The following is a 26,121-nucleotide window of genomic DNA, read 5'->3' as shown; positions in this document are numbered from 1 at the left end:
TTCAATTGATTATTTATTTATTTTTGAACTCAGGCCTTGGGGGCTGCGTTTTTCACATCATCATCAACATGCGGAATGAATTTCTCGAAGTTTTTGATGAACATGCCCGCAAGCTTCTTGACCTGTTCGTCATAAGCGGCTTTGTCTTTCCATGTCGAACGGGGATCAAGAATTGCTGAATCAACTCCGGCAACTGCTTTCGGTACCATAAAACCAAAATTTTCATCTTTGCGGAATTCGACATTTTTAAGCGAACCGTCCAATGCAGCATTCAGCAATGCGCGGGTTGCCTTGATTGGCATACGGCTGCCAACGCCGTAAGGACCACCGGTCCAACCGGTATTGATGAGCCAGCAATCAACATGGTGTTCGGCAATTTTCTTGCGTAACAGATTGCCATAGACAGAAGGATGACGCGGCATGAATGGTGCACCAAAGCATGTCGAGAACGTTGCTTCCGGTTCGGTGACACCTTTTTCGGTCCCTGCAACCTTGGCTGTATAGCCGGACAGGAAGTGGTACATGGCTTGTGCCGGTGTGAGTTTGGCAATCGGCGGGATAACGCCAAAAGCATCGGCTGTCAGCATGATGATGTTTTTCGGCTGTCCACCCTTGCCGGTTTTACTTGCATTATCGACAAAATAGATCGGATAGGCGGCACGTGTATTTTCAGTCAGAGAACCGTCATTGAAATCCGGCTCGCGATCTTTGTCGAGAACGACGTTTTCAAGAATAGTACCGAAACGCTGGGTTGTGGAATAGATAACCGGCTCCGCTTCAGCCGATAGACGGATGACCTTGGCATAACAACCGCCTTCAAAGTTGAAGACGCCATCATTGCCCCAACCATGTTCGTCATCGCCGATCAATGTGCGGCTTGCATCGGCAGAAAGCGTTGTTTTACCGGTTCCCGAAAGCCCGAAGAAAACAGCAGTATCGCCTTTTGGCCCTTCATTGGCTGAAGAGTGCATCGGCATAACGCCTTTTTCAGGCAGAATATAGTTCAATGCGGTGAAGACCGACTTTTTCATTTCGCCGGCATAGGATGTGCCGCCAATCAGAACGATAAGCCGTGTAAGATCACAGGCAATGACTGTCTCGGAACGTGTTCCATGACGCTTCGGATCAGCACGGAAAGACGGCAGATTGATAATCGTCATCTGCGGAACATATGATTCAAGTGCTTTTTTATCCGGACGGATGAGGAGGTTACGGATGAAAACGGCGTGCCAGGCATATTCGGAGGCAACGCGTGCTCTGATCGAGTTTTCATGATCCGCACCGCCGATAAGATCTTCGACAAACAGGTCGCGTCCTTTGGCATGTTCGACAAAATCGGCAAACAACTGGTCAAAATGTTCCTGACTCATCGGTTTGTTGTTGTCCCACCAGATATTGGGTTCGGTTTCTTTTGTGCGAACGATGAACTTGTCTTTTGCTGAACGGCCGGTAAATTGGCCTGTATAGGCAACAAGCGCTCCTTCGGCTGTCAACTTCGCTTCGTTGCGACGAATTGCTTCTTCATAAAGAAAAGGCGGTTTCAAATTGTAGTAAACATTGCCCAAATCTTTAAAACCGAAGCTTTTGAGTGAAGCCTTTGGATTGAATATGCCAGTCTCTTTCATAGTACCTCCGCTATTGCCCTTAAAAGCAACAAATGGCCCACACGATTGTGAGTGTTTCCTCCTAAAATCAGAAAAAATATTAAATATCAAATATTTAATCGATTTAAAAAAATTTAATTTTTTTAAAAGATGCAGTTAATGAAACTTCACCATGTGACCCGCGTTTATCCTGACGTGACAAAGAAAGGCATTTTTCGTTATTGAATCAAAGACTTTCGTGATCTCTGCCACAATTTGTACCACATTTGTTTTGCAAAAGCGTTCAAGACACCCATATAAAGAAAACATATGTGTAAAAATAAACAGCGACGTTTCAAACATTGAATGGAATGTTGCAGCAAAAATAAAACCGCAAGAAAGAGTCGGAAAACTATGAAAGATATTGCAACCACGACACAGACAATTGCACTTGTCGATGACGATCGCAACATTCTGACATCGGTGTCGATAGCCCTCGAATCGGAGGGCTACCGCGTAGAGACCTACACGGATGGTGCTTCTGCCCTTGAAGGTTTGACAGCAAGACCCCCCAATCTTGCAATCTTCGATATCAAGATGCCCCGGATGGACGGTATGGAGCTGTTGCGGCGCTTGCGCCAGAAGTCCGATCTGCCGGTTATTTTTCTCACCTCGAAGGATGACGAGATCGACGAGCTTTTCGGCCTGAAAATGGGGGCGGACGATTTTATCACCAAGCCGTTTTCCCAACGCCTTCTCGTCGAACGTGTCAAGGCGGTTCTAAGACGTGCGGCGGCTCGCGGCGAACCGGTCAAGGCCAATACCCAGGCCGCTACTTCGATCGAACGCGGCGATCTTGTTATGGATCAGGAGCGTCATACTTGCACATGGAAAGGTGAACCGGTTATTTTGACGGTTACCGAATTCCTCATTTTGCAGGCACTTGCACAGCGCCCAGGAGTGGTTAAAAGCCGGGATTCGCTTATGGATGCTGCTTATGACGATCAGGTTTATGTCGACGATCGCACCATTGACAGCCATATCAAAAGGTTGCGTAAAAAATTCAAGCAGGTTGATAACGATTTTGAAATGATTGAAACTCTTTACGGAGTTGGCTACCGGTTTCGTGAGGTATAAAGCCGGTAATGAGATATAACGATTGTCCCGCCGATCAAAACCGGTTTATTTGGTGACTGGCGGGATCGTTACGGTTATTAACAGTCGGCAAAAGCATATGTTCCGTCATATGCCTTTGCTCTGAAAGGTGCGGGCGACCGGATGGTTTCCGAGGAAGCAACAGCGGGTAAAGACGAAAAGGCAGAACAGGTAAAGCGTTCTCACAAGACCTCCCGTTTCGGGCGCTTGCGCAGGCGTGGCCATTATCTTTTCGAGCAACTTCTCTTTTCAAGTCTGACACGTCGTATCGTTATTCTCAACCTTGCAGCACTTTGTGTGCTTGTTGTCGGCATTATGTATCTTAATCAATTCCGTGATGGGTTGATTGATGCAAAAATAGAATCCTTACGCACACAAGGGAAAATTATTGCCGGTGCCATTGCCGCTTCGGCAACGGTTGACACCAATTCTATCCTGATTGATCCGGAAAAGCTGATGGAGTTGCAGGCAGGCGAAAGTATAACGCCGAAAGCGGAATCGACAGAAAATTGGGATTTTCCGATCAATCCGGAACGTGTTGCGCCATTATTGCGCAATGTCATTTCGCCAGAGACAACGCGTGCCCGCATTTATGATAGAGATGCCAACCTGCTTCTTGATTCAATGGTGCTCTATTCGAGCGGTCAGGTTTTAAGTTATAATCTTCCTCCCATTGCAGAAGACAAACCCGGTATTCTGGAGCGGTTCAGAAATTGGCTCACCAATACGATTTATGGAAACGATATTGTTGTCGATAAAGATCAGTTGGGTGGAAATGGCGCGGTCTATCCGGAAGTTGTCAAAGCAATGAACGGAATTCTGGCAACCGCACAACGGCGCAACTCGCAAGGTGAACTGGTTGTTTCCGTTGCTGTACCGGTGCAACGCTATCATTCGGTGGTCGGTGTCTTGTTATTGTCGACAGCGGGATCCGATATTGACAATATTGTAACGGCGGAACGGCTTGCAATTTTCAAGGTTTTTGCGGTTGTTGCGGCTGTGCTTCTCGTTCTCTCGCTTTTCCTTGCATATACGATAGCAAATCCCTTGCGCAAATTGTCGGCGGCGGCTGACCGTGTCCGCCATGGCACCAACAAACGTGTTGAAATTCCGGATTTTTCCGACAGGCAAGATGAAGTCGGGCATCTGTCGACATCAATCCGCGATATGACCGACGCGCTCTACACTCGTATCGAGGCAATCGAACAATTTGCAGCCGATGTCAGCCACGAATTGAAAAATCCGCTCACGTCGCTCAGAAGTGCAGTGGAAACCTTGCCACTTGCAAAAACGCATGAGGCGCGCGAACGGTTGTTCGATATTATCCAGCAGGATGTGCGCCGTCTTGATCGTCTCATTACCGATATTTCTGATGCATCGCGGCTTGATGCGGAACTTGCACGCGAGACATCCGATAAAGTGGATATGGTTGCTTTGCTTGATAATATTGTAAGAGCATCGAGAGAAGTGCGTCGCAACAAGGTTTCGGCAACCATCGAACTCGAAATAAAGCCGCGTAATGGAGGCAAAAAATATATCGTTGCAGGCCATGATCTCCGTTTGGGGCAGGTGGTATCCAATCTGATTGAAAATGCACGTTCTTTTATTCCTCCCGAAAACGGAAAAATAAAACTTGCTATGCATGCCGAAGGTTCAAAACTGGTTTTGACGGTGGAAGATAATGGTCCGGGAATTCGTGCCGAAAAAATCGACCGGATTTTTGAACGCTTTTATACAGATCGTCCGGGTGCCGAGTCATTCGGTAAAAATTCGGGGCTTGGACTTTCGATAAGTCGCCAGATTATTGAAGCGCATAATGGGACTTTGACAGCGGAAAATATCTATTCCGACAAAGACCCTGATAAAAAACTGGGTGCACGTTTTATTATCGTCTTGCCACTCGAAAAATAATAATTCCCTTTTAAAACAAGGAACAGATTGTGTCCGAAAGCGCTGAACATCCCCTCACACTTCATGCAAATTGTCTTATCCTTGGGGAGAAAGGTGTTTTACTTACCGGAGCTTCCGCATCCGGTAAATCGGCACTTACACTGGCTTTGATTGAACGCGCCTCATGGGCGGGGCATAATGGCTGTCTTGTCAGTGATGATTATACGCGATTATTCCCGCAAGACGGAAAGCTTTACGGACAGGTGCCGGAAGAACTTGCCGGTGGCATAGAAATCAGGGGAGCCGGTCTTTATCAAATGCCTTTCCGCAGAGAAACGGCAATTGACTTCATAGTTTTATTATCAAATGATGGCGAGCGCTATCCTTCGGGTAAGACAATAACCTATTGTGGTATAGAACGCCCGCTTTATACTCTTCCGACTTTGGATCGTGCAGATGCGATCACCATTTGTCAGGCGATTGAAGCATTTTGTTTCAAAACAGCTTGGAAGAAATGAATTTAGCCAGTTAAATCATGTTGAAAAACAATATTTTTCTTGCGTGGATAAAGATTTTTCTTGGCAGGGAAGAAAACCCCTGCCACAATAAAGAACTTACTGTTGATTTCCAAGTGACAAAACAGTTGGGGCGCTGGTGACAGGAGCATTGTGAATGATCGGACTCGTGCTTGTAACGCACGGCAGATTGGCTGAAGAATTTTTACATGCGGTCGAGCATGTTGTAGGTCCTCAGGAGAAATTTGCCACCGTGTGTATTGGCCCTGATGATGATATGGATCAACGTCGAAATGATATTGTTGAAGCTGTCGCCTCGGTCGATGGTGGACAAGGTGTCATCATTCTGACTGATATGTTCGGTGGAACGCCTTCCAATCTTGCTATTTCAATCATGCAGGAAGGCAAGATTGAAGTGATTGCCGGTGTCAATTTGCCAATGCTTATCAAACTCACATCAGTGCGCCAATGTAATGATATTGAATTGATCGACGCATTGAAAGCCGCTCAGGATGCCGGAAGAAAATATATCAATGTTCCAAGCATGTTGTTATCGGACGAATAGATAAACAGTTCTGTGCGGGAAAAATGGACATTTCTTTCAAAAGACAATTGGTTATTTCTAACAAACGCGGGCTTCATGCGCGTGCATCGGCAAAGTTTGTCCAGACCGTCGATGCATTTGATGCTGTTGTGGAAGTCGAAAAAGACGGGCAGACAGTCGGCGGCAATTCGATCATGGGGTTAATGATGTTGGCTGCTTCTCAAGGCAGTCATATTGACGTTACAACCCATGGTAAGGAAGCCGTCGAAGTGCTTGATGCACTTGAAAAACTCGTGAATGACAAATTCGGCGAAGAGAGCTGAAAATTTTGGTTCAACGTTTGGAAATCGGGGCATTGATGTAAAATCCGGCGAATGGACATATCGAGGCGGTCGAAACATTTTCATCAGTTCACTTGCTTATGTAAATCGGGTCGAATGCTTATATATTTTGTTTCCTGAATTTATTTCCTGATAGATAAATACATTCACGTAAAAACATTCATTTCAAAAAAACTACTTCGACATTTCTATTCTGCTCCGGTCGTGGCTGGTTCTTTCTGAAAATTTCATTACGCCCCGATCTCCATTTTCCATGTTGGGGGGAAGAGAATTTATCTTTCAGGATGTATTCGGGGTTAATTAAACACAGTCGTGATAACGGGTGACCGTTTGGCAGATTTGCGCAGAAAATTCTCCAACTCTTGTTGGCAAGTGCCGGCAATAGAAGGGGTAAGAATTTTCGGGGTCATTATATTCGTTTGAAGCTTTGGTTACCAATCATGCGGCCTCTTGCATGAAACAGAAAAGGCGGGGAAATTGCTACCAATCAGGCGAATGTGCATTAAATGGAAATCGTTATAAGATAACTTAAAACAGCAATGCGATTTTTAAAAGGTTGACGGATGCTCCTTCATTCAATTGATGTTATCGGCACTTTTGTTTTTGCGTTGAGTGGTACCAGTGCCGGTATCCGGCGAGGTTTCGATTTTTTTGGCGTTTTTGTCGTTGCAATGGCTACCGCTTGCGGTGGCGGAATCATGCGCGATTTGTGTTTGGGGGCAACACCACCTGTCGGACTGACCGATGTCGAATATCTGCTCGCCATTATCGGTGCAGTATTGCTCGGCATTTTTTGTCAGGAACTGATTATGCGTATGGAAAAACCGACTCTCTGGCTTGATGCTTTGGGTCTCGGTTTTTTTGCCGCATTCGGTTCGGACAAAGCCTATCAGATAACCGGCAATATCCAGATAGCAATCATTCTCGGATGTGCGAGTGCTGTAGGAGGGGGGTGTGTACGCGATATTTTGACCGGTCGCACACCGATAATTTTTAGCAAGGAAATTTATGCAAGTGCCGCTATTGTCGGCTCGGCTATTGTTCTTTTAGGGTCGGCAAGGCTTATATCGCCAACCATTGCTATATGGGCAGCAATTGCGGTTTGTACCTTTATCCGCATCATATCAATGCATTATCAGATCAATCTTCCACCGATTACATTGAAAACGCCAAATCGCCCGAAATAGACCGCATGTCGTGGACAGATTCCAACTTGACGTTTGTTGACAGCCGACTTTCCGAAGTCCATCTTTTGATTGGAAAATACGAAAGGAAAATCAGTAATGGAAGAAATCCGTTCAACACGCATTGTGCTCTCGTCCCGTCCGCACGGACTCCCTGTTAAAGACAATTTTGCTTTTGAAACAGTCAAGCTTCCGGAACCGAAGAGTGGCGAAGTGTTGATAAAGGTCATTTATCTGTCACTGGATCCTTATATGCGCCAACGTATGTCGGATGAGCCTTCCTATGATAAGCCGGTTGCTATCGGTGATGTCATGATCGGTGGTACTGTGGGGGAAGTTGTCATTTCCAACCACAAAGATTTCAAGAAAGGCGACAAGGTTCTCTCGGCAAGCGGCTGGCAGAGTTACAGCATAGAAAAAGGTGAAAACTTAAAAAAACTCGACAATTTTGACGCGCCACTATCAACCGCTTTGGGTATTCTTGGTATGCCGGGTTTTACAGCCTATGCCGGAATGCGCAACATCGGTAAACCGAAAAAGGGCGAGACGGTGGTTGTTGCCGCAGCAACCGGAACTGTCGGGTCCATGGTCGGGCAACTCGCGAAAATCGCTGGTGCCAAGGCAGTCGGCATTGCCGGTGGTCCGGAAAAATGTGCTTTTGGCCGTGATGTGTTGGGTTTTGATGTCATGCTCGACCACAAAAGCAGCGATTTTGCCGAACGCCTCGCCAAGGCCTGCCCGGAAGGCATTGACGTTTACTATGAAAATGTCGGCGGAAAGGTGTGGGACGCGGTATTTCCCCTTTTAAATCCTTTTGCCCGTATACCTCTTTGTGGTTTGATCGCCCAATATAACGGCGTCAAGAATGCGAGCCACGATGTTGACCGCTTACCGGAATTGATGAGAACGATTCTTATAAAAAGTTTGCTTGTTCGCGGTTTTATCGAGCGGGAATTCGAGCAGCAAAGACCTGAATTCATTGTTCAGGCACAAGAATGGTTGAAAAAGGGTCACCTTAAATATCGTGAAGATATTACTGAAGGTTTGGAAAACGCACCGGAAGCATTTATCGGCCTTCTTCAGGGTAAAAATTTCGGCAAAGTCATCATCCGCTTATAGTGGCGCTGAAAACTTGATAATGGTGCTGTCAGATAGCACCATTATTCGGGGATTTTTCAAAATCCTTTTGAAGAGCCTTCAATAGAAACCGATCGGGAAATAACGCAGATAAAGTTCGGTGAGTTTTCCTTTGCGCTCCAGTGATTTCAAAGCATAATTCAACGCTTCGGCAAGTTGCGGATTGTTTTTTTGAACCGCAATTCTAAGGCCGCTTTGTAAAAATTGCGGAGCAATATAAGCGCCTCCAACAAATTGGCAGCAATTTTCCGATTGAGGGTCATTCAACCATTGCGAGAATGCCATACCGTCGCCGAATGCAAGATCAATGCTTTTCGCTTTCAAAGCAGCTTGCAGGCTTTCATTATTTACGAATTTTTGCCATTTAACTCCGGGAAAATAGGCAGCAAAAAGTGCTTCGTGAGCGCTCTTTTCCACGATACCGATTTTGTATTTTTTTAAGCTTTTTCCTACCGGTTCGGTAAGACTTACATTTCCGGAGCCAATAAAACGGGCAGGAAAACGCAAATAACTTTGGGTAAAAATCAGGCTTTTGGCTGTTTCAGGTGTTTCGTTCATGCCGGCGATAATGGCTTCCCCCCCATTGTTATTGATATGGGGGATAAGTTCGTCCCAAGGCACAGCCTCTACTTCGCAAACCTGTTCGAGCTTCAATTCCGTGCAAATGGCACGAAAAAGATCAATATTATATCCGGAGAGTCGCCCCGTTTTATCAACAAAATTGAACGGCGGAAAATCGACAGTTGTAAGAAATCTAAGGCGCGGAAGTGTGCCAAGATCAGGGTGATTGAGCCGTTCCTGAGCATCAAAAAAATGTGGCAAGGCCACGCTATCGGCCGCTTCCCCCGTTGTCGAAAACACAACGAGACACAAAAAACCGAACATTGCGGATAATGACTTTTTATGATGCAGCATAGTGATTATCCGCATAACATAAATATTCCGGTATCAATATGAAAAAATAGGCATTGACTGCAACAATGCCTATTCTGTTTCATTCTTCAGATGAGATTTTCACTGGCGTGGCGCAAAAAATCCGGACCGACGCCGATAATTTTTTCATCCTCCGGACCGATTGCCGAAATATTACGATCAGCATAAGGGATAGAGAGAAGAACACGGCGGATCACCGCAAGGCGTGCACGTCTTTTATCGTTGGATTTGACAATTGTCCAAGGAGCCATGGCGGAATGGGTACGTTCTATCATGCGGTCGGCAGCTTTTCCGTATTCATCCCAAAGCGTAATCCCCGCTTCATCCATTTTCGAGAACTTCCAGTGTTTTAGCGGGCTGTGGCGGCGTTCATGGAAACGTTTCAATTGCATTTCCTGCCCGATGTCGAGCCAGATTTTGAAAAATCTTATACCGTCCGAAACAATCAATTTTTCAAAGGTCGGTGCTTCGGCAAGAAATGTTTCAACCTGGGCGGGGCTGGCAAATTTCATCACCGATTCGACACCGGCGCGGTTATACCATGAACGGTCGAATGTGACGAATTCTCCATGTGTCGGAAAATGACGTACGTAACGCTGGAAATACCACTGACCACTTTCGGTTTCGTCGGGTTTTGGCAAAGCGACGTTGCGCGCAGTACGGGGGTTCATATATTGGCGGAGTGTAAAAATTGTACCGCCTTTACCGGCAGCATCACGCCCTTCAAACAGAGCAACCACCCGCTCGCCGGTTTCAAGAAGCCAGGACTGCAATTTGACAAGTTCGATTTGTAAAGCTTGCAGTGTTTCTTCATATTCCTTACGGGGCATTTTTTTGTCGTAAGGATAGTTGCCTGATGTCAAAGCATTTTTTTCAATCCATTCGGGAAGCTTCGGTTCGTTAACATCGAAGACGCGCTTTTTTCCCGCAACTGTTAATTTGATGCCCGCATCATCTTTTTCGTGTTTTGACTGGTCTGTTTTTTTCGATTTCTGAGCCACAATAATTCCCTTATTAATAGACAACCGTTTCCGAACAGAAAGTTGAAAAACAATTATTGAAACCGGTTGGAAGCCTTGTACAAAATAAAAATCCCTCTGAGCGAAATGTGCCGGGCACAAAAAAACACCCAATGGAAGGACTATAAAACTTCATATTCAAAAAAGAAAATGCCTTTTGGTCTTTTTGTTGAAAAATATAGACTGTTTTCACAGATTGCGGTTAAAGTCGCCTGAGGAGGTAAAAACTATACTGGAAATGTTATGTTATTTTCTTGGAAGAAGTGGCTGTTTTTTTCAAAATTGCTTCAAAATAATCGGCTATCGTCGATTGAATGCTATGTGGGTGAGGCGGCTATTTGAAGAAAACTATTTTTGATAAGCGTTCCGGTCAATGAACGATCGGCACCGACAGGTGAAAGATCAGCACCGACATATGATAATTTCGGGAAACCAAATTTTCGAGGCCGCCATTTTCGCTCATAAAAAGAGTTTTTCGCCTGAAAACCGGAGGCTCTTTTTTAAAAAAAATATTGTGACAGGTATTTCTGTTGAACAAACGGAAAATTTTACCGGATTTGATTTTTTTAAAACACATATGATTATCTGGCAATCTTGTAAAAACTGCCTTCTGTTGAAATCAATAATCCACTTTCGTCAGATAAAGGCCGGAAGGTGGAGCAACCATGCCGCAGCGGCTGCGATCTTTGGCATTCAATGCATCTTCAAGGTCATCTGCCGTCCAACGGCCAACGCCCACTTCCATCAAACTTCCGGCAAAAGATCGTATCTGGTTATGAAGGAATGAACGTGCGCTTGCATAAATATGGATTTCATCGCCACTGCGTTTGACATCAAGCTGATCCAGCGTTTTGATCGGACTCTTGGCCTGACATTCGCTTGAACGGAATGTGGTGAAGTCGTGAAGTCCCAGAAGCCGTTTTGCCGCCTCGTCCATTTTTTCCGCATCCAGTTTTTTAGGAAACCACCAGACCCGGTTTGCTTCAAGAACTGCGGGTGCGCGCCGGTTCAAAATGATGAAATGATAATGGCGTTTTCGGGCAGAAAAACGTGCATCGAAATCCTGACTTGCGCTTTCCGACTTTAAAATCGCGACATTTTCCTTGTTTAGCGTCAAATGTGCATTGATGGCATCCCGCACCCTGTCGGGTCTCAAATCTTTTTCAAGATCGACATGGGCAACCTGACCGGTTGCATGAACGCCCGCATCGGTGCGTCCGGCTCCAAAAACGGTTACCTTTTCTCCGGAAAAAGCAAAAACAGCCTCTTCAATGGCGGCTTGAACAGTTCTTAAGCCATCCTGTCTTTGCCACCCGCAATAATTGGTTCCATCATATTCGATTGTTAATTTGAAGCGCGCCATATCAATAAACTTGAGTGACATGAAAGCCATGCAAGAAAGTACCGGCATCCATGGCTTTTCCGCCGGATTTTTGCAAGCGTGTAATTTGTAAACGTCCCTCGCCACAATGGATTGTCAAGGTTTCAGGGTCGACATGGCCGACACCAAGAGAAGAACCATCAACAAGTTTAGCTTTTAATAACTTGACGCGTTCCTTTTTGCCGGAAAATTCCATTTCGCACCAGCTTCCCGGAAAAGGCGAAAGCCCGCATATACGTTTTTGCAGCTCTTTTGCCGGTTTTGACCAGTCAATGCGGGTTTCATCCTTGGTGATTTTTTTGGCATAAGTCGCCCCTTCCGATTTCTGGGGGGTCAATGCGAGATCACCTTGTTCCAGTTTTTCCATGGCTTCAACCATGAGAGGAGCGGCAATTTTTTCCAACTCGTCATAAAGTTCACCTGCAGTCATATCGGGGGCAATGTTGATTGATTTGGAAAGTGCGATAGGGCCGGTATCAAGGCCTTCATCCATTTTCATAATCATCATACCGGTTTTTTTATCACCGGCCATAATTGCGCGCTGGATGGGAGCAGCACCACGCCAACGTGGCAAAAGTGAAGCATGTCCGTTAAAACAGCCAAAGCGCGGCGCTTCAAGAATGGCTTTTGGCAATAAAAGTCCATAAGCCACAACAATTGCCGCATCCAGCTTGAATGACGAAAAACGTTCCTGTTCTTGCCGGTCTTTCAAACTTTTGGGAGTGAGAACCTCAATGCCGAGTTTTTCGGCAGCAGAGGCAACCGGTGTAGGGGTAAGCTCCAATCCGCGTCGGCCTGCCGGACGCGGCGGCTGACTATAGACAGCCACAATCTCGTGGCCTGCTTTATGAAGAGCTTCAAGGACAGGAACCGAAAATTCCGGCGTTCCCATAAAGGCAAGCCGCAAAGACATTACAATCGCGCTCCGCTTTGTGCCTTTTCTTTGGCCAGTTTTTTAAATTTGCGAATGACCATATCACGTTTCAATCTGGATATATGGTCGATAAACAGAACGCCGTTGAGGTGGTCAATTTCGTGCTGCAAACAGGTTGCGAGCAATCCGTCCGCCTCGATTTCATTCTCTTGACCCTCGCGATCAAGATAGCTTACGCGTACACGTTTCGGCCGTTCTACTTCCGCGTAATAATCCGGAATGGAAAGGCAGCCTTCTTCATAAACATTCGGCTCGTCGGAGCGCCACAAAATTTCCGGATTGATGAAGACTTGTGGTGCCTTGGGTTCATCTTTACCGGCAACATCAATCACCAATAAACGTAACGGTTCGCCAATCTGGATTGCTGCCAATCCGATGCCGGGCGCTTCATACATTGTTTCCAACATATCATCGGCCAATTTTTGCAATGGCTTATCGACGCGCTCGACCGGTTTGGAAACCTTGCGCAAAATAGGATCAGGGAGAATAACTAAAGGTTTTATCGACATAAAGAAGAGGTAATCAATCACATTTCATACGTCAATGTGATATTGTTGATTTTCTCAGCCTTTTGATCGCTTTGTGACCGGAAAACCGCTAATCTTGAAAAATGTTTGATTCGACTTCACAACCTTTGCTCACAATTGCAGGTTTTGCTTTTAATCTGATGGATTGCCTGCTTGTGATCCTTGCTGCCATTCTCGTTATTCTGGTTATTACAATTATTGGCGCTAACCGGCGGCGATCGGTTCTTGATACACAGGTTGCAGAACGGGCAAGAGACGCCGAAATCCACATGAACGAGCTTTTGAAAACACAAGCCGAAATGCAAGGACGCATGCAAACAATGGCCGAAATATTCGGCCGCCGTCAGGCCGAACTCAACCAGTCGATTCGTGAACAGTTGACCGGCATGAGCAATAATCTCGGCCAGACAATCAATGCCCAGACAAAATCGACACACGAAAATCTTGCCAGATTACAGGAAAGATTGGCCGTTATTGATACGGCGCAAAACAACATCCAGTCGCTTGCCGGTCAGGTTGTGCAGTTGCAGGCGATTTTGAGTAACAAACAAACCCGCGGAGCATTCGGGCAGGGCAGAATGGAAGCCATTATTTCCGATGCTTTGCCCCCCAATGCCTATGCTTTTCAAGCAACTCTTTCCAATGGCACACGGCCGGATTGTCTGGTTTTTATGCCAAATCATGCCCCGTCATTGGTTATTGACGCAAAATTTCCGCTGGAAGCGTGGAACAATATGCGCGAGGCGCCGACGCCTCAGGAAAAACAGGCTGCCGAACGCCAGTTCCAGACCGATATGGATACGCATATAAAGGCTATTTCCGGAAAATATCTTATTTCCGGAGAAACTCAGGATACAGCCTTCATGTTTGTGCCTTCGGAATCAATCTTTGCAACAATTCATGAAGATTTTGAAGGAATCGTACAAAAGGCCAATCGTGCGCATGTCATTATTGTTTCACCATCTCTTCTAATGTTATCGATTCAGGTGGTACAAGCCATTATGAAAGATGCCCGTATGCGTGAACAAGCGCATTTGATACAAAAACAGGTCGGGAGTTTGATGGAAGAGGTTGTGCGGCTCGATGATCGGGTCACCAAATTGCAAGGTCACTTTAAAAACGCTTGCAAAGATGTCGAGGATATTCTTACGACAACCGGAAAAATCAAAACTCGTGGAGACCGGATTGCACAACTCGATTTGAAAGAGCCGGATAAAACCGATATGCCATCAACAGAGCCGGCTCCGCAACTGGGGTTGGATATTCAAAAATAGCTTTATCTTTCACGGCAGGCTAGCGAGGCAAGCTGTTAGAACTCTATCGACAAAACTGCCGGAGTTTAAAAAAATCAATATAGAGAGATTTCGCCCTGTTCGGCACTGACATATCGACAATGACATATCGCCAGTGACATATCGACAGTGACGCGTATAGCGGCAATATCAAGAGGTCACATTCAAAAGTTGCGGCATAGACAGTGATTATTCTGTGCCGCAACCTTGTATTTTATTCACGAACACCGGTTCTCAGTGTTACCAACGATAGCCAACACCGACTTTACCGGAAATTTCATCACGTTTGCCGGCAACGCCTTTGACACCGGCATTGGCAACCCAGCCCTGCATTCCCTGATTTTGCTCGTATTTGCCACCGACTTCAAAGACGGCACTTGCACCGCTGAAGTCGGGCTTGTCAACGCGATAACTGTCGAGTTTGCCTTCGATCTCGCCATCAAGTTCCTGTTCCCATGCCGCACCGGCATAAAGTTTTGCCTGTTGGGTAACACTATGGTCAACTCTCGCCCCCAGATGTGTGCGGACAGAGCGGGCACTGTCGAAGCCGAGATGTTCATGAGCTTTTGATACAGTAGAGAAATCCTCTATTTCGGTCCACAACAAACGACCATTCAAAGTCAGTTTATTATCGGTCGAAATTTCAAGCTCTTTACCGCCACCGATATGGAAGCCGTAATAGTTGGAACTTTTATCATCAAAGCCGCCATTCACGATGTCACCGCTCTTGAAATCCCGTTTGACACGTCCTGCGCGTCCCGAACCGTCGATAAACCAGCCATTATCCCACGTCTGTTTGGCATAAAGGCCACCACCGGTATAACTGAAATCGCCTTTGCCATGAATTTTTTGATGGTAGGTGTCAAAATCGCCATCGCCGTGTTCGATAAAGACAGTTGCAAGAAGATTGCCTTGATCTTCATGGTAACGGATACCGCCGCCACCCATCAAATGATAACCTTCATTCTTGATATGGCTTCCGGTTTCGACTTTTTGCTTGAAACCGCTGCCTTGCAGGAAAACAACGCCTTCAACAGTCTGACCGAATTTTTTGACATCCATCGGTAGAACATAATCGTCAATCGAAGCAATCTGGTCAGCACCATAGTTTAGAGCGTTGAGTGCTGCCGCGTTGCTCTGGAAATAAGCGTTTGCTTTAGCGCGGTTAATTGTTACCGCACCATAGTCATCGGTATAAATATTACCTTTGCCATCATCTTTTCCGATAAGACTCGGACGGGGGTCATTGTTGCCTTTTCCATCGTTCGGATTGTTGCTATCAGGTTTGTTATTTTGGTTATTCGAGTTTTCGTTATTTGAACCGTTGTTGCCGGAACCGCTATCGGTGTGCTTATCGGTATCATTTTCTTTTCCGGAATTATTATCTTTACCCGAATCACTATTGTTTCCGGATTGGTCACTTAGTCCCGAATTATCCCCCTTACCCGTTTCGTCACCGGTATTTGTAGGAGATGTCGGCCCTTTCAGCGAGGCAATCAGATTTTCTCTCTGTGTGGCAATATCAAAGTTCCAATTTTTTGCACCATTTGAAACTGTCTGTTTTGTCGTTGACGAATTTCCAATAACGTCACCATCAATCAATCTGATCTGGTCACCAGGGTTCAAACGGCGTAAATCGGTGCCGGCAAGTCTGAGCGCAACCGCAGCATTATTGATTGAAACTTTGCCATCGCCTGTCATCTTCAACAAAGAATCGCCATTTTGAATGTTTTCAGGGAGATAGAAAATTAATTTAGGAGCTGAATCGTCTGGATTCGGATCTTTTGAATTTGGATCTTTTGGTTTTGAATCTAAAATCAGATCTTTGTTAATCCAAAATTTTGCAGGTTGAATAACAGCGCTGTCGTCTTCACCTTCGGTGCTTGGGTCCTCTACTTTATTTCCGATTGTCAATGACGAAATAAAATAGTCGCCATTTCCGGTGATAGTTACTTTGCGTCCCATGCCGATTTTCAGATTGCCTAATTTGACACCATCGTTATTATTGCTGGTCCAAGTTTTGGTATTAGCCAGATTGATAATCGCATCGCCTTTTGTCGCGTCAAATTCACCGGTTCTGAATAAAAGTTGTCCATCATTGCGTTCAAGATGTATCGTCGCTTCTTTGTCCGCACCTACGATAATTTTATCCGTCGTAAAACCGACATTACCCCCCCTTGCTTTTTTGATTATCGGAACCACCGGCACGGCCACTCGTCAGGCTTATAGTATTATTGATAGTAATTTTTCTATTGTCACCGGTTAGCGTCGCGTCGCCGCCGTCTCCGCCGATACCCAAAGCACCTGTTGTGTTGTCTTGATCTCGTCCTGGCTCGCCACCGTTACCGGCTTCAAGAATAATACTTTCAACTGTTATATCTTTTGTTAATTCGGCGCTGATTTTGCCGCCTTGTCCGCCTGAACCATCACGTTTTTCATCTTCAAAACCTGTTATAGAAGGGGATACTGAAACGCCTAGCGTGTCCGCCTCTTCCGAAGTCAGACCGTTTTTCCCAGATATGCTGTCAGAGCCGCCTAATCCGCCTTTGCCGCCGTTTGGTTCGGTTCCGGAACTACCGTAATTTGGAGTGTCAGGTTTAGTAGAAGCGATGAGACCACCCGCACCATTGCCACCAAGTCCCGTTAGCGACCCGCCACCACCGCCACCACCGGAAAGATAAACCGATTGTGCCATAACAGGTTGAATAGCTGTCAGGGAAAGAATGCTAATTCCCAAAGTTCCTGCGAGTGCCGTAGCCCCCAAACCATTCGTGTGAACTTTCAGATTGAAGCACTTCATGAGAAATGTCCTTAAATTGAGTAGAATTTTGGGACAATTCTCATTTTCAAGTCTAAATAAATAGTTGCAATGGGCGTCGGTGATGCTCGTTAACGGCGAGAAATCTGGAATTATAGTTAACAAACATCTTAACAATCTGTTAAGACGACCACTATATCCTCGTTAGTTAAAACAGAGGTATTTATCATGAAGCGCATAGTGTTTCTCGTGGCGCTCGTAACGGTGTTGGGTGGTTGCGCATCAAAAGTTCCCACGCACACAAGTAATGTTTGCGCCGTTTTTGACCAAAAGGACGGTTTTTTCAATAATTGGGAAAAATCGGCCAAAAAGGCAGAAAGCCGTTACGGTATACCGATGCCGATTATCATGGCAACGATGAATACCGAATCCGGCTACAAACATAATGCCCGTCCGCCGCGCAAAAAACTGTTCGGCTTTATTCCATGGAAGCGTCGGTCTTCAGCCTATGGATATTCACAAGCTCTTGACGGAACATGGGAGCATTATATCCGTGCGACGGGCAATCGTGGAGCAAAGCGCACCAATTTTGCAGATGCTGCCGATTTTATCGGCTGGTATCATAGTCAAAGTGTAAGACTTAACGGTATCAACCCTAACAATGCTTATGCACTCTATCTCAATTATTATATGGGACATAGTGCTTATGCGCGGACCGGTGGTCGGGCAAGCGGAGCTATTTTGTCGGCGGCGGAGCGGACCGACCAGATGGCACGTCGTTATGACCAGCAATTGCGCCGGTGTGGCCGTCGCTGAAACCACATCTTATATAATAAGACCGATCTTGGTAAACGGCTTTGAAAAATATATGGCGCATGATTCATCGCAATCATGCGCCTTTTGGCATAAAGGCGAGAGAAAAAGACTTCAGAGATTTATTTATATTTTTTCATTTCCAGTTTATGGCGGGCAATTGCAGCATTGCGATATTTATCAAGTTCGTTAATTAATTTATCGCGATTGGTTTCAAGCCGGAAATTGAAGCCGGAAATCATCAATTTCTTTTTCGCTTTATCATAATACGAACCGCCGCGACATTTCGTGTTTTCTTCGGGCAAAAATTTATCGTCGATCAAAAATTCCATGCCGACTGCAATATTCATCGAATTGCTTTTTGAAGAGTTGATCTGGAAATCTGTTATACCGCGCCACGGAACAGGAGTTTTGAAGACTGTGGTTTCCAAACCCTCCGGTGTCAGCACCATATAGGGTATGCGTCGGCGTATCATTGTCCGGATGAGAATGATAAATAATAAAATTGCCAAAGCTCCCAGAATGACCATTGTCATCATTTTGCCTATTTGAAAATTCTGGTAGGCGGTGCCGATCAGGGCTATTCCCAGAACAAGAAATGCAAGCGGTATGAATACACCACCTTCCCATACGGGAATTTGACCATTTGCCTCATTGATGATGGCTTTCAGGCTTTTTTCATCGTTGGGAAGTTTGACATCGCTTATAAGATGGGTTTCTTCGAGTTTTTTATCGGCCATTTTTTTCTCCCGATCTTGAAGCTGAAAATGATGCGATCATTGGTGGACGTTAAATGAAATGTTGCTTTATCATTTTATACGAGGATGAGCATAAGTTTATAAAGCGATCTGTCATTATTTACTATAATTTTATAGGCTGGAGTGATTGATTATCCGGCCGTGTCTTCCGGAATTCATCATAAACGATAGCAGGACGTATAAATTTCCGATTTAAGCACTATATAGATTTCAGACGTTTCACCTAATGACATTGTTATCTGTTTTGAAAAAATGTCATTAGGTCTACCGTGATTTATGAAGATTCATTCCGGTCAGGAAGCGCTGTTAAACAAGTTTCCGACATTACCGGTTTATAGTCTGCCTGCTTATTGTAAGCGGAGAAAATGCAATGGACAAAATTTTACTTATCTGTCAATTCTGCTTTCCGATCTGTGATTCCTTGAATGACTTATAATGCGTGAGACAATCCTATGAATTGGTTCAAAGCGGTGAAAATGTCCGATCACATTGTGCTTGTCGGCATATTATTGATGTTGTTGGGCGACTTCATGTTTGCTGCCAATGATGCCATGGGCAAGTGGCTGGTGGCAACATTTTCGGTGGGACAAGTTCTTTTATTACGCTCGATTGGCGCATTTCTGATTTTAGGGCCGATGCTTACGACCGTCTCGACGGACGATTTGTTCAAACCCAAAAAACCTTTTCTTATTTTTCTGCGTGTAATTTTCGCAACAATGGATACCGGGCTGTTTTACGCAGCCGTGGCTTATTTGCCGTTGGCAGACGTTGTTACGTTTTATATGGCAGGACCCATTTATGTGGCGGCGGTTTCGCACTTTTTCCTGAACGAGCGCATTGGATGGCGGCGTTGTCTTGCGATTTTTGTCGGTTTTATCGGGGTTATTATCGCTCTTCGTCCATCGTCAGCCATGCTTTCATGGCCATCAATTTTTGCGCTTCTCGGCAGTTTCGGTTTTTCGATGGTCATTGTTTTCAGCCGCGTGTTAAAAGATATTTCCGACACGGTGCTTGTTACCTGGCAAACAATAGGCGCTCTTATCGTCGGTCTGGTTCTGACAATCACCCAATGGAGGGAACCGACAATGTTGCAATGGGGTGCTATGGCGCTCCTCGGTATTGTTTCCTGCTGTGGCCATCTTTTAATAGCAAGGTCGTTGAAGCTTGCTCCGGCTTCCGTATTGGCTCCGTTGCAATACACACTTTTGCTTTGGGGCATTATCTTCGGGATTATGTTTTTCAACAATTATCCGGATCGCTATATTATCATCGGAGCAGCTATTATCATTGTTGCGGGGCTGTTTATTTTCCATCGCAAGCAGGTGGTCGATCATAAAATACCGAAAGAAGATATTGCCCGAATCAAACAGTGAACCACATTTATGGTTTGGCAATGAAACGGGAATTTTTCCTACATTGCCAAGAATTAATGAAAGATCGTAGAGTTGCTCGATTTTTACCGTAATTTTGCCTTTTTGTGTGGCCAGATTATTGGTTAAGCAATATGTTTAATAACAGTAATTCTATTACTTGTTCTATAAAAGGGAGTGTAAAATGAAAAAATTACTGCTTGCTTCAGTAGTTGCTTCGTCATTGCTTGCACCTGCTGTCGTTTCTTCTGCTTTGGCAGAACCGACACCACCACCTCCACATGGCCAACATAATCCTAAACCGCCCCATCATCCGAAGGGGCCAGATGATAAAGGGCCAAAAGGACCTGAAAAAGGGCCGGGGCATTTTAAAGGACCACATGCAGGCATGCATATGGCAGAAAAGCTTTCCGCTATGGAAACGGCTGTCGGCATTCGTTCAAACCAGTTGGATGCTTGGCGCAAATACACATCAAGTCTGGTTGATCTTGTAGATGTCACTCCCCCGCCGCCACCCGCACCCGACGCCAAACCGGCTCCCGATGCTGTAAAACCGATTTTTGGCGAACCGATTGCAGACAGAACACTTGATCGCGCTGAAAAAGCCAAGAAATTCAAAGCTGCCGCAGGTGAATTGCGTAAAGTTCTGGATGCTGACCAATTACAGAAACTGGAACGTTATGCTTTGCCTCATCCGGGTCCAAAAGAAGGTCCGGAAGGTCCGAAGGGGCCGGATGCACCGGAACCTCCGGCAGAGCCGCATCCTTGATAAATGGGCTAAACAGATTTTAGTCACAAAGATTGAAGAGGTCAGAAACCCCGCTCGCATGGTCGGGGTTTTTCTTTTTGCTCGTGCTCTCTCATCCTTGATTTTCCAGAAAAACGTTTATTTAAGTTCACACCTTTGTAATAATTTATTAAAACATTTCAGTTTCGGCGCGTGATGCCCTATATTTCAGTCGAAACTACGTTTTGTAACTTTCGTTGTTGAACGGATTTAGCGTTTTAGGAAGGAACGTAAATGATGAAACATCAGAAAACACTCTTGGCATCCTTGGCATTTGCAGCTACAGCGCTTTTATCTTTGCAAACACAAGCCGGTGCAACAGGTCTCGTTTCGGGCACACTCACTTGCGATAGCAAAGGCGGAATCGGGCAGTTTGTAAGCTCTTCAAAAGAGCTTAATTGCGAATTTATCCCGATTAGTGGCCATTCGATCAACGATCATTATGTCGGTCGTATTGAAAATTACGGTCTTGATCTGGGCGTAACAGGCCGCACGAAAATGACCTGGTGGGTTCTTGCAACTTCTCCCAATGCCCATTCCAATGGTTCGTTAGCAGGAAATTATGGTGGCGTCGGCTCAAGCATCAGTCTGGCAGCAGGTGCCGGCAGCCAGCTTCTCGGCTTTGGTCCAGCCAACGGACTTACGCTCCAGCCATTAAGTGTTGATGCACATGAAGGGTTGAACCTTGCTCTTGGCGTATCGAAATTGTCGCTGGCTCCTGCCTATACAGCAGAGCATGCAGTTTATCACCACAAGAAAGCAGTTGCCCATCATAAGAAGGCCAATGTTCATCACAAAAAGGCAAATGCTCATCACAAAAACCGCTGATAGAGGTGAAAGCCTTGCAAATTGCGAAGCGATAACAATATAGGTGCAACGCAGGAAAGGCTATTTCACGCTTTAGAATGTGAATTTTCTTTCATTTTTTAAAGATTTTTCAGCTTTTGATTTCGATTCGGCCGGTGAACTTCACCGGCCGTCTTTTTTTATGATCCATCCTCGCACAAGTTTTGCCGTTTAAAAGAGCATTATAAATGCTGCGAGGTAGATAAAGATGGTCAAACTTGATCTTTATGAAAATGATAATTTTGGAAACCCGATTATTTATGACGATGCGGATTCTTCCGCTATTCATCGTGAAAAGAAAGAAAACGCCGCTTGTTTAACGGCACTCGCTTTTTGCGTACCACTTTTCATGATTGCGGGACTATACGGTTTGTCCGATTTGATTGTTTTTATCAAAACCGGAGTTTTCCATCTGACAACAATGGCCGAGATGTTCATGCTTACACAAGGACCGGTCAATGAAACCGGATGGGTGAGTGAAATACTGGGTAGATTGCCAGTCGCAATCATATTTTTTCTTTTAGGTGTTTTTGTACCGTTTGCAATTCTTGAACTTTTTTTCAAATTGGAAAAATAGGAATTTTGTCAATGTGATGCTGAAGGACAGTTGGCCATAACAAAACGGGCAGATTGTTTAAGCCCCGGCATATCGGAAAACTCGATATTGAAAATGCCGTTCAAAGCATCCGGTGCATTATCTCCTCTCAGAAATGGTGCATCGACATGCCAATCTTGCAACGGATTTTTAGGAAGTTCGACCGTGTAAACCACGCGTCCATCGGATAAATTGGCTTGTAGATTGCTGATATTTACCGGCATTCCCCAGATATTCAATGTCGAGACAGTCTGCTGATATGTCTGGTAATTTTGAGCGCTGTAGCGTGTTGGTGCACTTATTTCCAAAAACATCGTTTTATGACTGTCACAATAAAGCCGTGCCGAAGTTTTTTTGTCATTGCTGGATGCAATCGCAACGAGCGCGTTATTTGTCGGGACGAGTTGCCATTGTCCGATAATGTCCGGTGAAAAATCAATATTATAGTTTTGTATTTCATCGCTTGAAAAAGCATGGGGATTGGCATTGTCCCAATTCAAAAATGCGATCAACGGGTTAAATCCCATTTCCTGGGAATAATCTGCAATATAGGCAATGTCGGCCAGTTGTTGTTGGCGCACACTGACTTCCTGACCCGAAGATGTACCAGCACCGTCAAGTGGCGGGCGATAGGTGCGCAATTCCAATTTTCCATTGCCTACATTTCGTGCCCGCCCGCCGAGAAAGGCCCAAACGCAAGCTTCACGGCAAATTCCTTCAACGCGTTCCGAGGTTGTTTTATTTTCGCTGTTTTCTTTAGCGGCATTGTTGTTATTGTTCTCGTTGTTTCCCGCATTGGCGGCACCATCCCCACTGTGGTTTTCGGCGGCTTTATCCTCAACCGGTTTTACAATCGTTTCGCCGATTGTTGTATCGAAATGATGTTTTCTGATCTCTCTTCCCAAAGCAATTGCCGCCAGAATATCCCCGCCATCGGAATGAAAGGAAACCAACACATCATCAGGGTATGAAAGAGGATCGCCAAGACCGTTATCGTCAAGAAAACGGTTAAAAAGTGCAGGCGTATCGGGAACGATGTTCCCTTCGGCACTGATCCAGCGACATGTCGGACATTGACCATCAGCAATTTTGTGAAGTGTAAAAGCCATGGGTTTTCCCGGCGGCTCGGTCATTGTATTTTGTGTCGCAGATTGATTTTCAGTTGCCTGATTATTCTCGTCCTTCTGATTATTTTCGCTCTTTTGGTCGTTCCCGTTCTTTTGGTTGTTTTCGCTGTTTATTGCTTCGGTTGTGCTTTCGGTGCGCGAGTTTGTCGGCTGGTCATTGTCGGGAACTGCCTGCCCATTGGCGAGCGAGCACAAGGGAAGACAAAAAATGAACGCAGCCACAATAGGTTTCATAAACACCACTCCGCCCGGCAATTTTAATAATCTTGATGAATAACTTGATAATTTGTACCACCGGCAGCGGTGTTCTGCAATGTGCAGCGAGGATGAGAAACACAAGCTTCATCGCCGAATAACCGGAATTATCACCAATTATGAAGTTAAACAGCCATTCATTCCCATTTCTGTGTCTTAACCGGTCAATTTGACCAATCAGTCAATTTCCCCAACCATTTGAATCAAGTCAGGCTGACGGTGGCATTTATCTGACAAGATTTGAAGATAAGGATCTAATGACGAGACGGGATTTTCTTTTTTGCCGGTTTTAAACCGATGCAAGTTTCTAACGATTTCCCGACGTGGTTACAATCTGTTTGCAGAGGCTCAAAACGTAAAATCCGAAGGCCGAACACGGCGCGAGAAGGAGCATGGACCAGTCGATAAAGTTAAAAATAATGCCGAAATTGACGCCAAGATAACTAATCGGCAAAAACAGGCTGCAAAGAGCACAAATGAAAGCTGCAAAAAATACCGAAGTGAAGTTGATTTGTTGCGAGATGAAAGCGATCGCACCGACACAGCCGGAAAACACCAAACCTGCATTGATGTAGGCAAGCGGAAGGCTTGCGGTAAAAAACGAAGCCGGTGGAAGTGAAAAGAGCAATGCGCGCCATAAAATTGTTCCCGATTGCCATACCGGCGGGGCACAGACAAAAAAGATGAAGAATACGAATATAGCAAAAAAGCTTCTGCTACCGTGTTGGAAACGCGGTGAAGGTCGAACGATTGTCTGATAGCGTTTTCCGTTAAATGGTACACCCAGCAAATATAAAAGTCCGCCGCCAATGATCGTGAGACTGATAGCCGTTATAAGATAAACTGCCAAAACATAAAATCCGGTTTCCTGCCAATCGGATTTTGTCACGAAAATACTGTCGGTAATCCAGAAAATCAAAGAAATGGCGATTGTTACAATAAAAAGCCAACGCCATGTGAGCGAGCCTTGAAGGCGTAATCTGCGCACGCCGCAAAAGACAGTAAGGCTTACGAGCATGAGTCCGGCCGTATTGATTTCGCCCGAAACCGACCCGCGTGCTCCAAGATAGCTCAAACTGTCACCCGCCATAATCCATAATGTAATGATGATATAAAGTACGGGGCCATAAATGGCATAAACAATTGCAAGTTTCACCGCATCGACAAGGCGCGGACGTTCCATTTCCTTATAGCGACGGTTAAGGCCACTCGAATTCAGGATGAGCCAGAATACTACACCGGCGAAAAACCAGGCTATCACCCAATAGAAAAATGATTCATTGGAAATGCCGATATTGGCGAGAAGTTCGGGGAAAAATGTCTTCATGGCGCGAATGGAACCGTCGAAAACAAGCGCCATGATTATCGAAGTGATTAAAGAAAAACGCAGAGAAATACTTCCCCAGCTTGCGCTTCTCAAAGCAAGGATGACAGCAATCATACAAGCGGTCATAAAACTTGGAAGATAAATTTGGTAAGGCCTGAAAAAAGCTACGGTTAATGAGAAGCCGAATGTTTTAAACCAGCCACCAAAAAGCAGGAAAAAAAACGACCATGCTGTAGGTAAAATGATAATGGCCGCAACAGCCACAAGCAAAGACTGGAGAATGCGGGCTTGCAAAAAACCGACGGAATGGAATTTTATGTCGGCTTTCTTACCAATCAAGATAAATATCCTTTTTTCTTCTTCCCGTTATCAGAGATGGCACAAGTTTTTCTACCCATTCGAGTTTTCTTTTTGGCAAGGTAACAGGAAAACGGTTTTTACGCGGTTTCCGGAGCCTCCGGTGTTCCAAATATTAGTGTGTCACTTTTGTCCCTGTCGATATGTGGGTTATTATAAATCAATAACGGGTTTCTTATAAAGTATGGGCCGGTTGGCTCAAATCAATCAACAACAGGTTTATCAAGTCTGAAACCGGTTGCAAGAATCCAGCAAACCCAGCCGACAAAGATCCATTGGATAAAGCCATAAGAAAGGTTGCGAAGAATATTTTCACTCGTCATATGCTGCATATAGGGGCGGGACATAATAATGTAGAATATTTCAACGCAAAGACTGACCAGAATTGTACGCCAGATAGCGGACGAAAGAGAAAGACCTAATCCCCGTGAAGGCGGGAGAGAACAAAATACACCACTTAAAAACACCGACGGCATATAATAGGAATATCCGGCCAAAAGTTTCGGGCAGGCATCATCACTAAAAACATCGAAAATTTCGACAAGCAAATTTGAACCGCCTACCCAAGGATGAAGAAGATAAGTTCCTACTATTGTTTGAACGGCCGGTCCCAGCACCAGAAAAATTGTAATAATGCCAAACCCACGCATAGGGTAGCTATAAAGAGTTGATTTATTACGATCTGTCATAACG

General features: G+C 45.2%; 25 protein-coding genes. 13 read left to right on the top strand and 12 right to left on the bottom strand.

Going from position 1 to position 26,121, the window contains the following annotated elements; all coding sequences use genetic code 11:
• Positions 1-29: 29 nt before the first annotated feature.
• The gene (locus H3S94_RS03300; RefSeq protein ID WP_198240265.1) at positions 30-1,625 is read right to left on the bottom strand and encodes a phosphoenolpyruvate carboxykinase; all 1,596 of its coding nucleotides are present in this window, start codon (positions 1,623-1,625) and stop codon (positions 30-32) included.
• 372 nt (positions 1,626-1,997) lie between these two features.
• Here H3S94_RS03300 and H3S94_RS03295 point away from each other — a divergent pair, with 372 nt between their 5' ends.
• From H3S94_RS03295 to H3S94_RS03265, 7 genes are all read left to right on the top strand, one after another.
• Positions 1,998-2,720, top strand: a complete 723-nt coding sequence (locus H3S94_RS03295; RefSeq protein ID WP_077990411.1) for a response regulator transcription factor — start codon at positions 1,998-2,000, stop codon at positions 2,718-2,720.
• 141 nt (positions 2,721-2,861) lie between these two features.
• Positions 2,862-4,649, top strand: coding sequence for a sensor histidine kinase (locus H3S94_RS03290; protein WP_198230472.1), 1,788 nt, complete (start codon positions 2,862-2,864; stop codon positions 4,647-4,649).
• A gap of 29 nt (positions 4,650-4,678) precedes the next feature.
• Positions 4,679-5,146 (top strand): HPr kinase/phosphatase C-terminal domain-containing protein, encoded by a 468-nt coding sequence (locus H3S94_RS03285; RefSeq protein ID WP_198240264.1) that lies wholly within the window; start codon positions 4,679-4,681, stop codon positions 5,144-5,146.
• A gap of 154 nt (positions 5,147-5,300) precedes the next feature.
• Positions 5,301-5,708 (top strand): PTS sugar transporter subunit IIA, encoded by a 408-nt coding sequence (locus H3S94_RS03280; RefSeq protein WP_077990414.1) that lies wholly within the window; start codon positions 5,301-5,303, stop codon positions 5,706-5,708.
• Positions 5,709-5,731: 23 nt separating this feature from the next.
• On the top strand, positions 5,732-6,010 hold the full coding sequence (locus H3S94_RS03275) for an HPr family phosphocarrier protein (protein ID WP_077990415.1): 279 nt from the start codon (positions 5,732-5,734) through the stop codon (positions 6,008-6,010).
• A gap of 581 nt (positions 6,011-6,591) precedes the next feature.
• Positions 6,592-7,215, top strand: coding sequence for a trimeric intracellular cation channel family protein (locus tag H3S94_RS03270; RefSeq protein WP_198230474.1), 624 nt, complete (start codon positions 6,592-6,594; stop codon positions 7,213-7,215).
• A 96-nt stretch (positions 7,216-7,311) separates the two neighbouring features.
• Entirely contained in the window at positions 7,312-8,331 is a 1,020-nt protein-coding gene (locus H3S94_RS03265) for an NADP-dependent oxidoreductase (RefSeq protein ID WP_198240263.1), read from the top strand.
• A 78-nt stretch (positions 8,332-8,409) separates the two neighbouring features.
• On the opposite strand, the gene H3S94_RS03260 is transcribed toward H3S94_RS03265, so the two are convergent.
• From H3S94_RS03260 to def, 5 genes are all read right to left on the bottom strand, one after another.
• Positions 8,410-9,279 (bottom strand): transporter substrate-binding domain-containing protein, encoded by an 870-nt coding sequence (locus H3S94_RS03260; protein WP_198230476.1) that lies wholly within the window; start codon positions 9,277-9,279, stop codon positions 8,410-8,412.
• Positions 9,280-9,350: 71 nt separating this feature from the next.
• Positions 9,351-10,283: a polyphosphate kinase 2 gene (gene ppk2 / locus H3S94_RS03255; RefSeq protein ID WP_077990424.1), complete on the bottom strand. Its 933-nt coding sequence runs from the start codon at positions 10,281-10,283 to the stop codon at positions 9,351-9,353.
• Between the two features lie 637 nt (positions 10,284-10,920).
• Positions 10,921-11,664, bottom strand: a complete 744-nt coding sequence (gene truA, locus H3S94_RS03250) for a tRNA pseudouridine(38-40) synthase TruA (protein ID WP_198240480.1) — start codon at positions 11,662-11,664, stop codon at positions 10,921-10,923.
• Position 11,665: 1 nt separating this feature from the next.
• Entirely contained in the window at positions 11,666-12,595 is a 930-nt protein-coding gene (gene fmt / locus H3S94_RS03245) for a methionyl-tRNA formyltransferase (protein WP_198240262.1), read from the bottom strand.
• A complete protein-coding gene (gene def / locus H3S94_RS03240) occupies positions 12,595-13,125 on the bottom strand; it encodes a peptide deformylase (RefSeq protein ID WP_077990428.1) in 531 nt (176 codons plus the stop codon). Before def ends, fmt begins: the two co-directional genes overlap by 1 nt.
• 101 nt (positions 13,126-13,226) lie before the next feature.
• Here def and H3S94_RS03235 point away from each other — a divergent pair, with 101 nt between their 5' ends.
• Entirely contained in the window at positions 13,227-14,417 is a 1,191-nt protein-coding gene (locus tag H3S94_RS03235; RefSeq protein ID WP_198240261.1) for a DNA recombination protein RmuC, read from the top strand.
• 258 nt (positions 14,418-14,675) lie between these two features.
• Here the strand turns inward: H3S94_RS03235 and H3S94_RS12080 are convergent, their stop codons facing one another.
• Together H3S94_RS12080 and H3S94_RS03225 are read right to left on the bottom strand one after the other, a co-directional pair.
• Positions 14,676-16,637 (bottom strand): autotransporter outer membrane beta-barrel domain-containing protein, encoded by a 1,962-nt coding sequence (locus H3S94_RS12080; RefSeq protein WP_198240260.1) that lies wholly within the window; start codon positions 16,635-16,637, stop codon positions 14,676-14,678.
• Positions 16,603-17,235, bottom strand: coding sequence for a hypothetical protein (locus H3S94_RS03225; RefSeq protein WP_198240259.1), 633 nt, complete (start codon positions 17,233-17,235; stop codon positions 16,603-16,605). Before H3S94_RS03225 ends, H3S94_RS12080 begins: the two co-directional genes overlap by 35 nt.
• Before the next feature lie 186 nt (positions 17,236-17,421).
• Here H3S94_RS03225 and H3S94_RS03220 point away from each other — a divergent pair, with 186 nt between their 5' ends.
• Positions 17,422-18,009, top strand: coding sequence for a hypothetical protein (locus H3S94_RS03220; RefSeq protein ID WP_077990434.1), 588 nt, complete (start codon positions 17,422-17,424; stop codon positions 18,007-18,009).
• Between the two features lie 119 nt (positions 18,010-18,128).
• On the opposite strand, the gene H3S94_RS03215 is transcribed toward H3S94_RS03220, so the two are convergent.
• A complete protein-coding gene (locus tag H3S94_RS03215) occupies positions 18,129-18,746 on the bottom strand; it encodes a hypothetical protein (protein ID WP_198240258.1) in 618 nt (205 codons plus the stop codon).
• 470 nt (positions 18,747-19,216) lie between these two features.
• Between H3S94_RS03215 and H3S94_RS03210 the strand changes: the two genes are divergently transcribed.
• From H3S94_RS03210 to H3S94_RS03195, 4 genes are all read left to right on the top strand, one after another.
• Entirely contained in the window at positions 19,217-20,137 is a 921-nt protein-coding gene (locus tag H3S94_RS03210; RefSeq protein WP_198240257.1) for a DMT family transporter, read from the top strand.
• A 181-nt stretch (positions 20,138-20,318) separates the two neighbouring features.
• Entirely contained in the window at positions 20,319-20,903 is a 585-nt protein-coding gene (locus H3S94_RS03205; protein ID WP_198240256.1) for a hypothetical protein, read from the top strand.
• A gap of 252 nt (positions 20,904-21,155) precedes the next feature.
• Positions 21,156-21,749, top strand: coding sequence for a DUF992 domain-containing protein (locus H3S94_RS03200; RefSeq protein WP_246786395.1), 594 nt, complete (start codon positions 21,156-21,158; stop codon positions 21,747-21,749).
• Between the two features lie 226 nt (positions 21,750-21,975).
• Positions 21,976-22,344, top strand: coding sequence for a hypothetical protein (locus tag H3S94_RS03195; protein WP_198230482.1), 369 nt, complete (start codon positions 21,976-21,978; stop codon positions 22,342-22,344).
• 8 nt (positions 22,345-22,352) lie between these two features.
• On the opposite strand, the gene H3S94_RS03190 is transcribed toward H3S94_RS03195, so the two are convergent.
• The 3 genes from H3S94_RS03190 to H3S94_RS03180 all read right to left on the bottom strand — a co-directional run bounded on the left by H3S94_RS03190 (position 22,353) and on the right by H3S94_RS03180 (position 26,117).
• Positions 22,353-23,723 carry a hypothetical protein gene (locus H3S94_RS03190; RefSeq protein ID WP_198240255.1) on the bottom strand — a complete coding sequence of 457 codons (1,371 nt, stop codon included), beginning with the start codon at positions 23,721-23,723 and terminating at the stop codon, positions 22,353-22,355.
• A 328-nt stretch (positions 23,724-24,051) separates the two neighbouring features.
• Positions 24,052-25,410, bottom strand: coding sequence for a hypothetical protein (locus H3S94_RS03185; RefSeq protein WP_198240254.1), 1,359 nt, complete (start codon positions 25,408-25,410; stop codon positions 24,052-24,054).
• 221 nt (positions 25,411-25,631) lie between these two features.
• Positions 25,632-26,117: a hypothetical protein gene (locus H3S94_RS03180; protein ID WP_077990446.1), complete on the bottom strand. Its 486-nt coding sequence runs from the start codon at positions 26,115-26,117 to the stop codon at positions 25,632-25,634.
• Between the last annotated feature and the right edge of the window lie 4 nt (positions 26,118-26,121).

It is taken from the genome of Bartonella sp. B10834G3, assembly GCF_016102505.1.
Taxonomy (GTDB): Bacteria; Pseudomonadota; Alphaproteobacteria; order Rhizobiales; family Rhizobiaceae; genus Bartonella; species Bartonella choladocola.
Note: the sequence above shows the minus strand (reverse complement) of the source record. Positions and strands in the feature narration are given on the sequence as shown.

Coding starts and splice junctions, on each gene's coding strand:
- H3S94_RS03265 (WP_198240263.1), top strand. CDS start 7,312: ATGGAAGAAATCCGTTCAACACGCATTGTGCTCTCGTCCCGTCCGCAC.
- H3S94_RS03280 (WP_077990414.1), top strand. CDS start 5,301: ATGATCGGACTCGTGCTTGTAACGCACGGCAGATTGGCTGAAGAATTT.
- H3S94_RS03200 (WP_246786395.1), top strand. CDS start 21,156: ATGATGAAACATCAGAAAACACTCTTGGCATCCTTGGCATTTGCAGCT.
- H3S94_RS03225 (WP_198240259.1), bottom strand. CDS start 17,235: ATGAAGTGCTTCAATCTGAAAGTTCACACGAATGGTTTGGGGGCTACG.
- H3S94_RS03275 (WP_077990415.1), top strand. CDS start 5,732: ATGGACATTTCTTTCAAAAGACAATTGGTTATTTCTAACAAACGCGGG.
- fmt (WP_198240262.1), bottom strand. CDS start 12,595: ATGTCTTTGCGGCTTGCCTTTATGGGAACGCCGGAATTTTCGGTTCCT.
- H3S94_RS03235 (WP_198240261.1), top strand. CDS start 13,227: ATGTTTGATTCGACTTCACAACCTTTGCTCACAATTGCAGGTTTTGCT.
- H3S94_RS03190 (WP_198240255.1), bottom strand. CDS start 23,723: ATGAAACCTATTGTGGCTGCGTTCATTTTTTGTCTTCCCTTGTGCTCG.
- H3S94_RS03290 (WP_198230472.1), top strand. CDS start 2,862: ATGGTTTCCGAGGAAGCAACAGCGGGTAAAGACGAAAAGGCAGAACAG.
- truA (WP_198240480.1), bottom strand. CDS start 11,664: ATGGCGCGCTTCAAATTAACAATCGAATATGATGGAACCAATTATTGC.
- H3S94_RS03210 (WP_198240257.1), top strand. CDS start 19,217: ATGAATTGGTTCAAAGCGGTGAAAATGTCCGATCACATTGTGCTTGTC.
- H3S94_RS03215 (WP_198240258.1), bottom strand. CDS start 18,746: ATGGCCGATAAAAAACTCGAAGAAACCCATCTTATAAGCGATGTCAAA.
- H3S94_RS03195 (WP_198230482.1), top strand. CDS start 21,976: ATGGTCAAACTTGATCTTTATGAAAATGATAATTTTGGAAACCCGATT.
- H3S94_RS03270 (WP_198230474.1), top strand. CDS start 6,592: ATGCTCCTTCATTCAATTGATGTTATCGGCACTTTTGTTTTTGCGTTG.
- H3S94_RS03295 (WP_077990411.1), top strand. CDS start 1,998: ATGAAAGATATTGCAACCACGACACAGACAATTGCACTTGTCGATGAC.
- H3S94_RS03260 (WP_198230476.1), bottom strand. CDS start 9,279: ATGCGGATAATCACTATGCTGCATCATAAAAAGTCATTATCCGCAATG.
- H3S94_RS03180 (WP_077990446.1), bottom strand. CDS start 26,117: ATGACAGATCGTAATAAATCAACTCTTTATAGCTACCCTATGCGTGGG.
- H3S94_RS03205 (WP_198240256.1), top strand. CDS start 20,319: ATGAAAAAATTACTGCTTGCTTCAGTAGTTGCTTCGTCATTGCTTGCA.
- H3S94_RS03300 (WP_198240265.1), bottom strand. CDS start 1,625: ATGAAAGAGACTGGCATATTCAATCCAAAGGCTTCACTCAAAAGCTTC.
- H3S94_RS03220 (WP_077990434.1), top strand. CDS start 17,422: ATGAAGCGCATAGTGTTTCTCGTGGCGCTCGTAACGGTGTTGGGTGGT.
- def (WP_077990428.1), bottom strand. CDS start 13,125: ATGTCGATAAAACCTTTAGTTATTCTCCCTGATCCTATTTTGCGCAAG.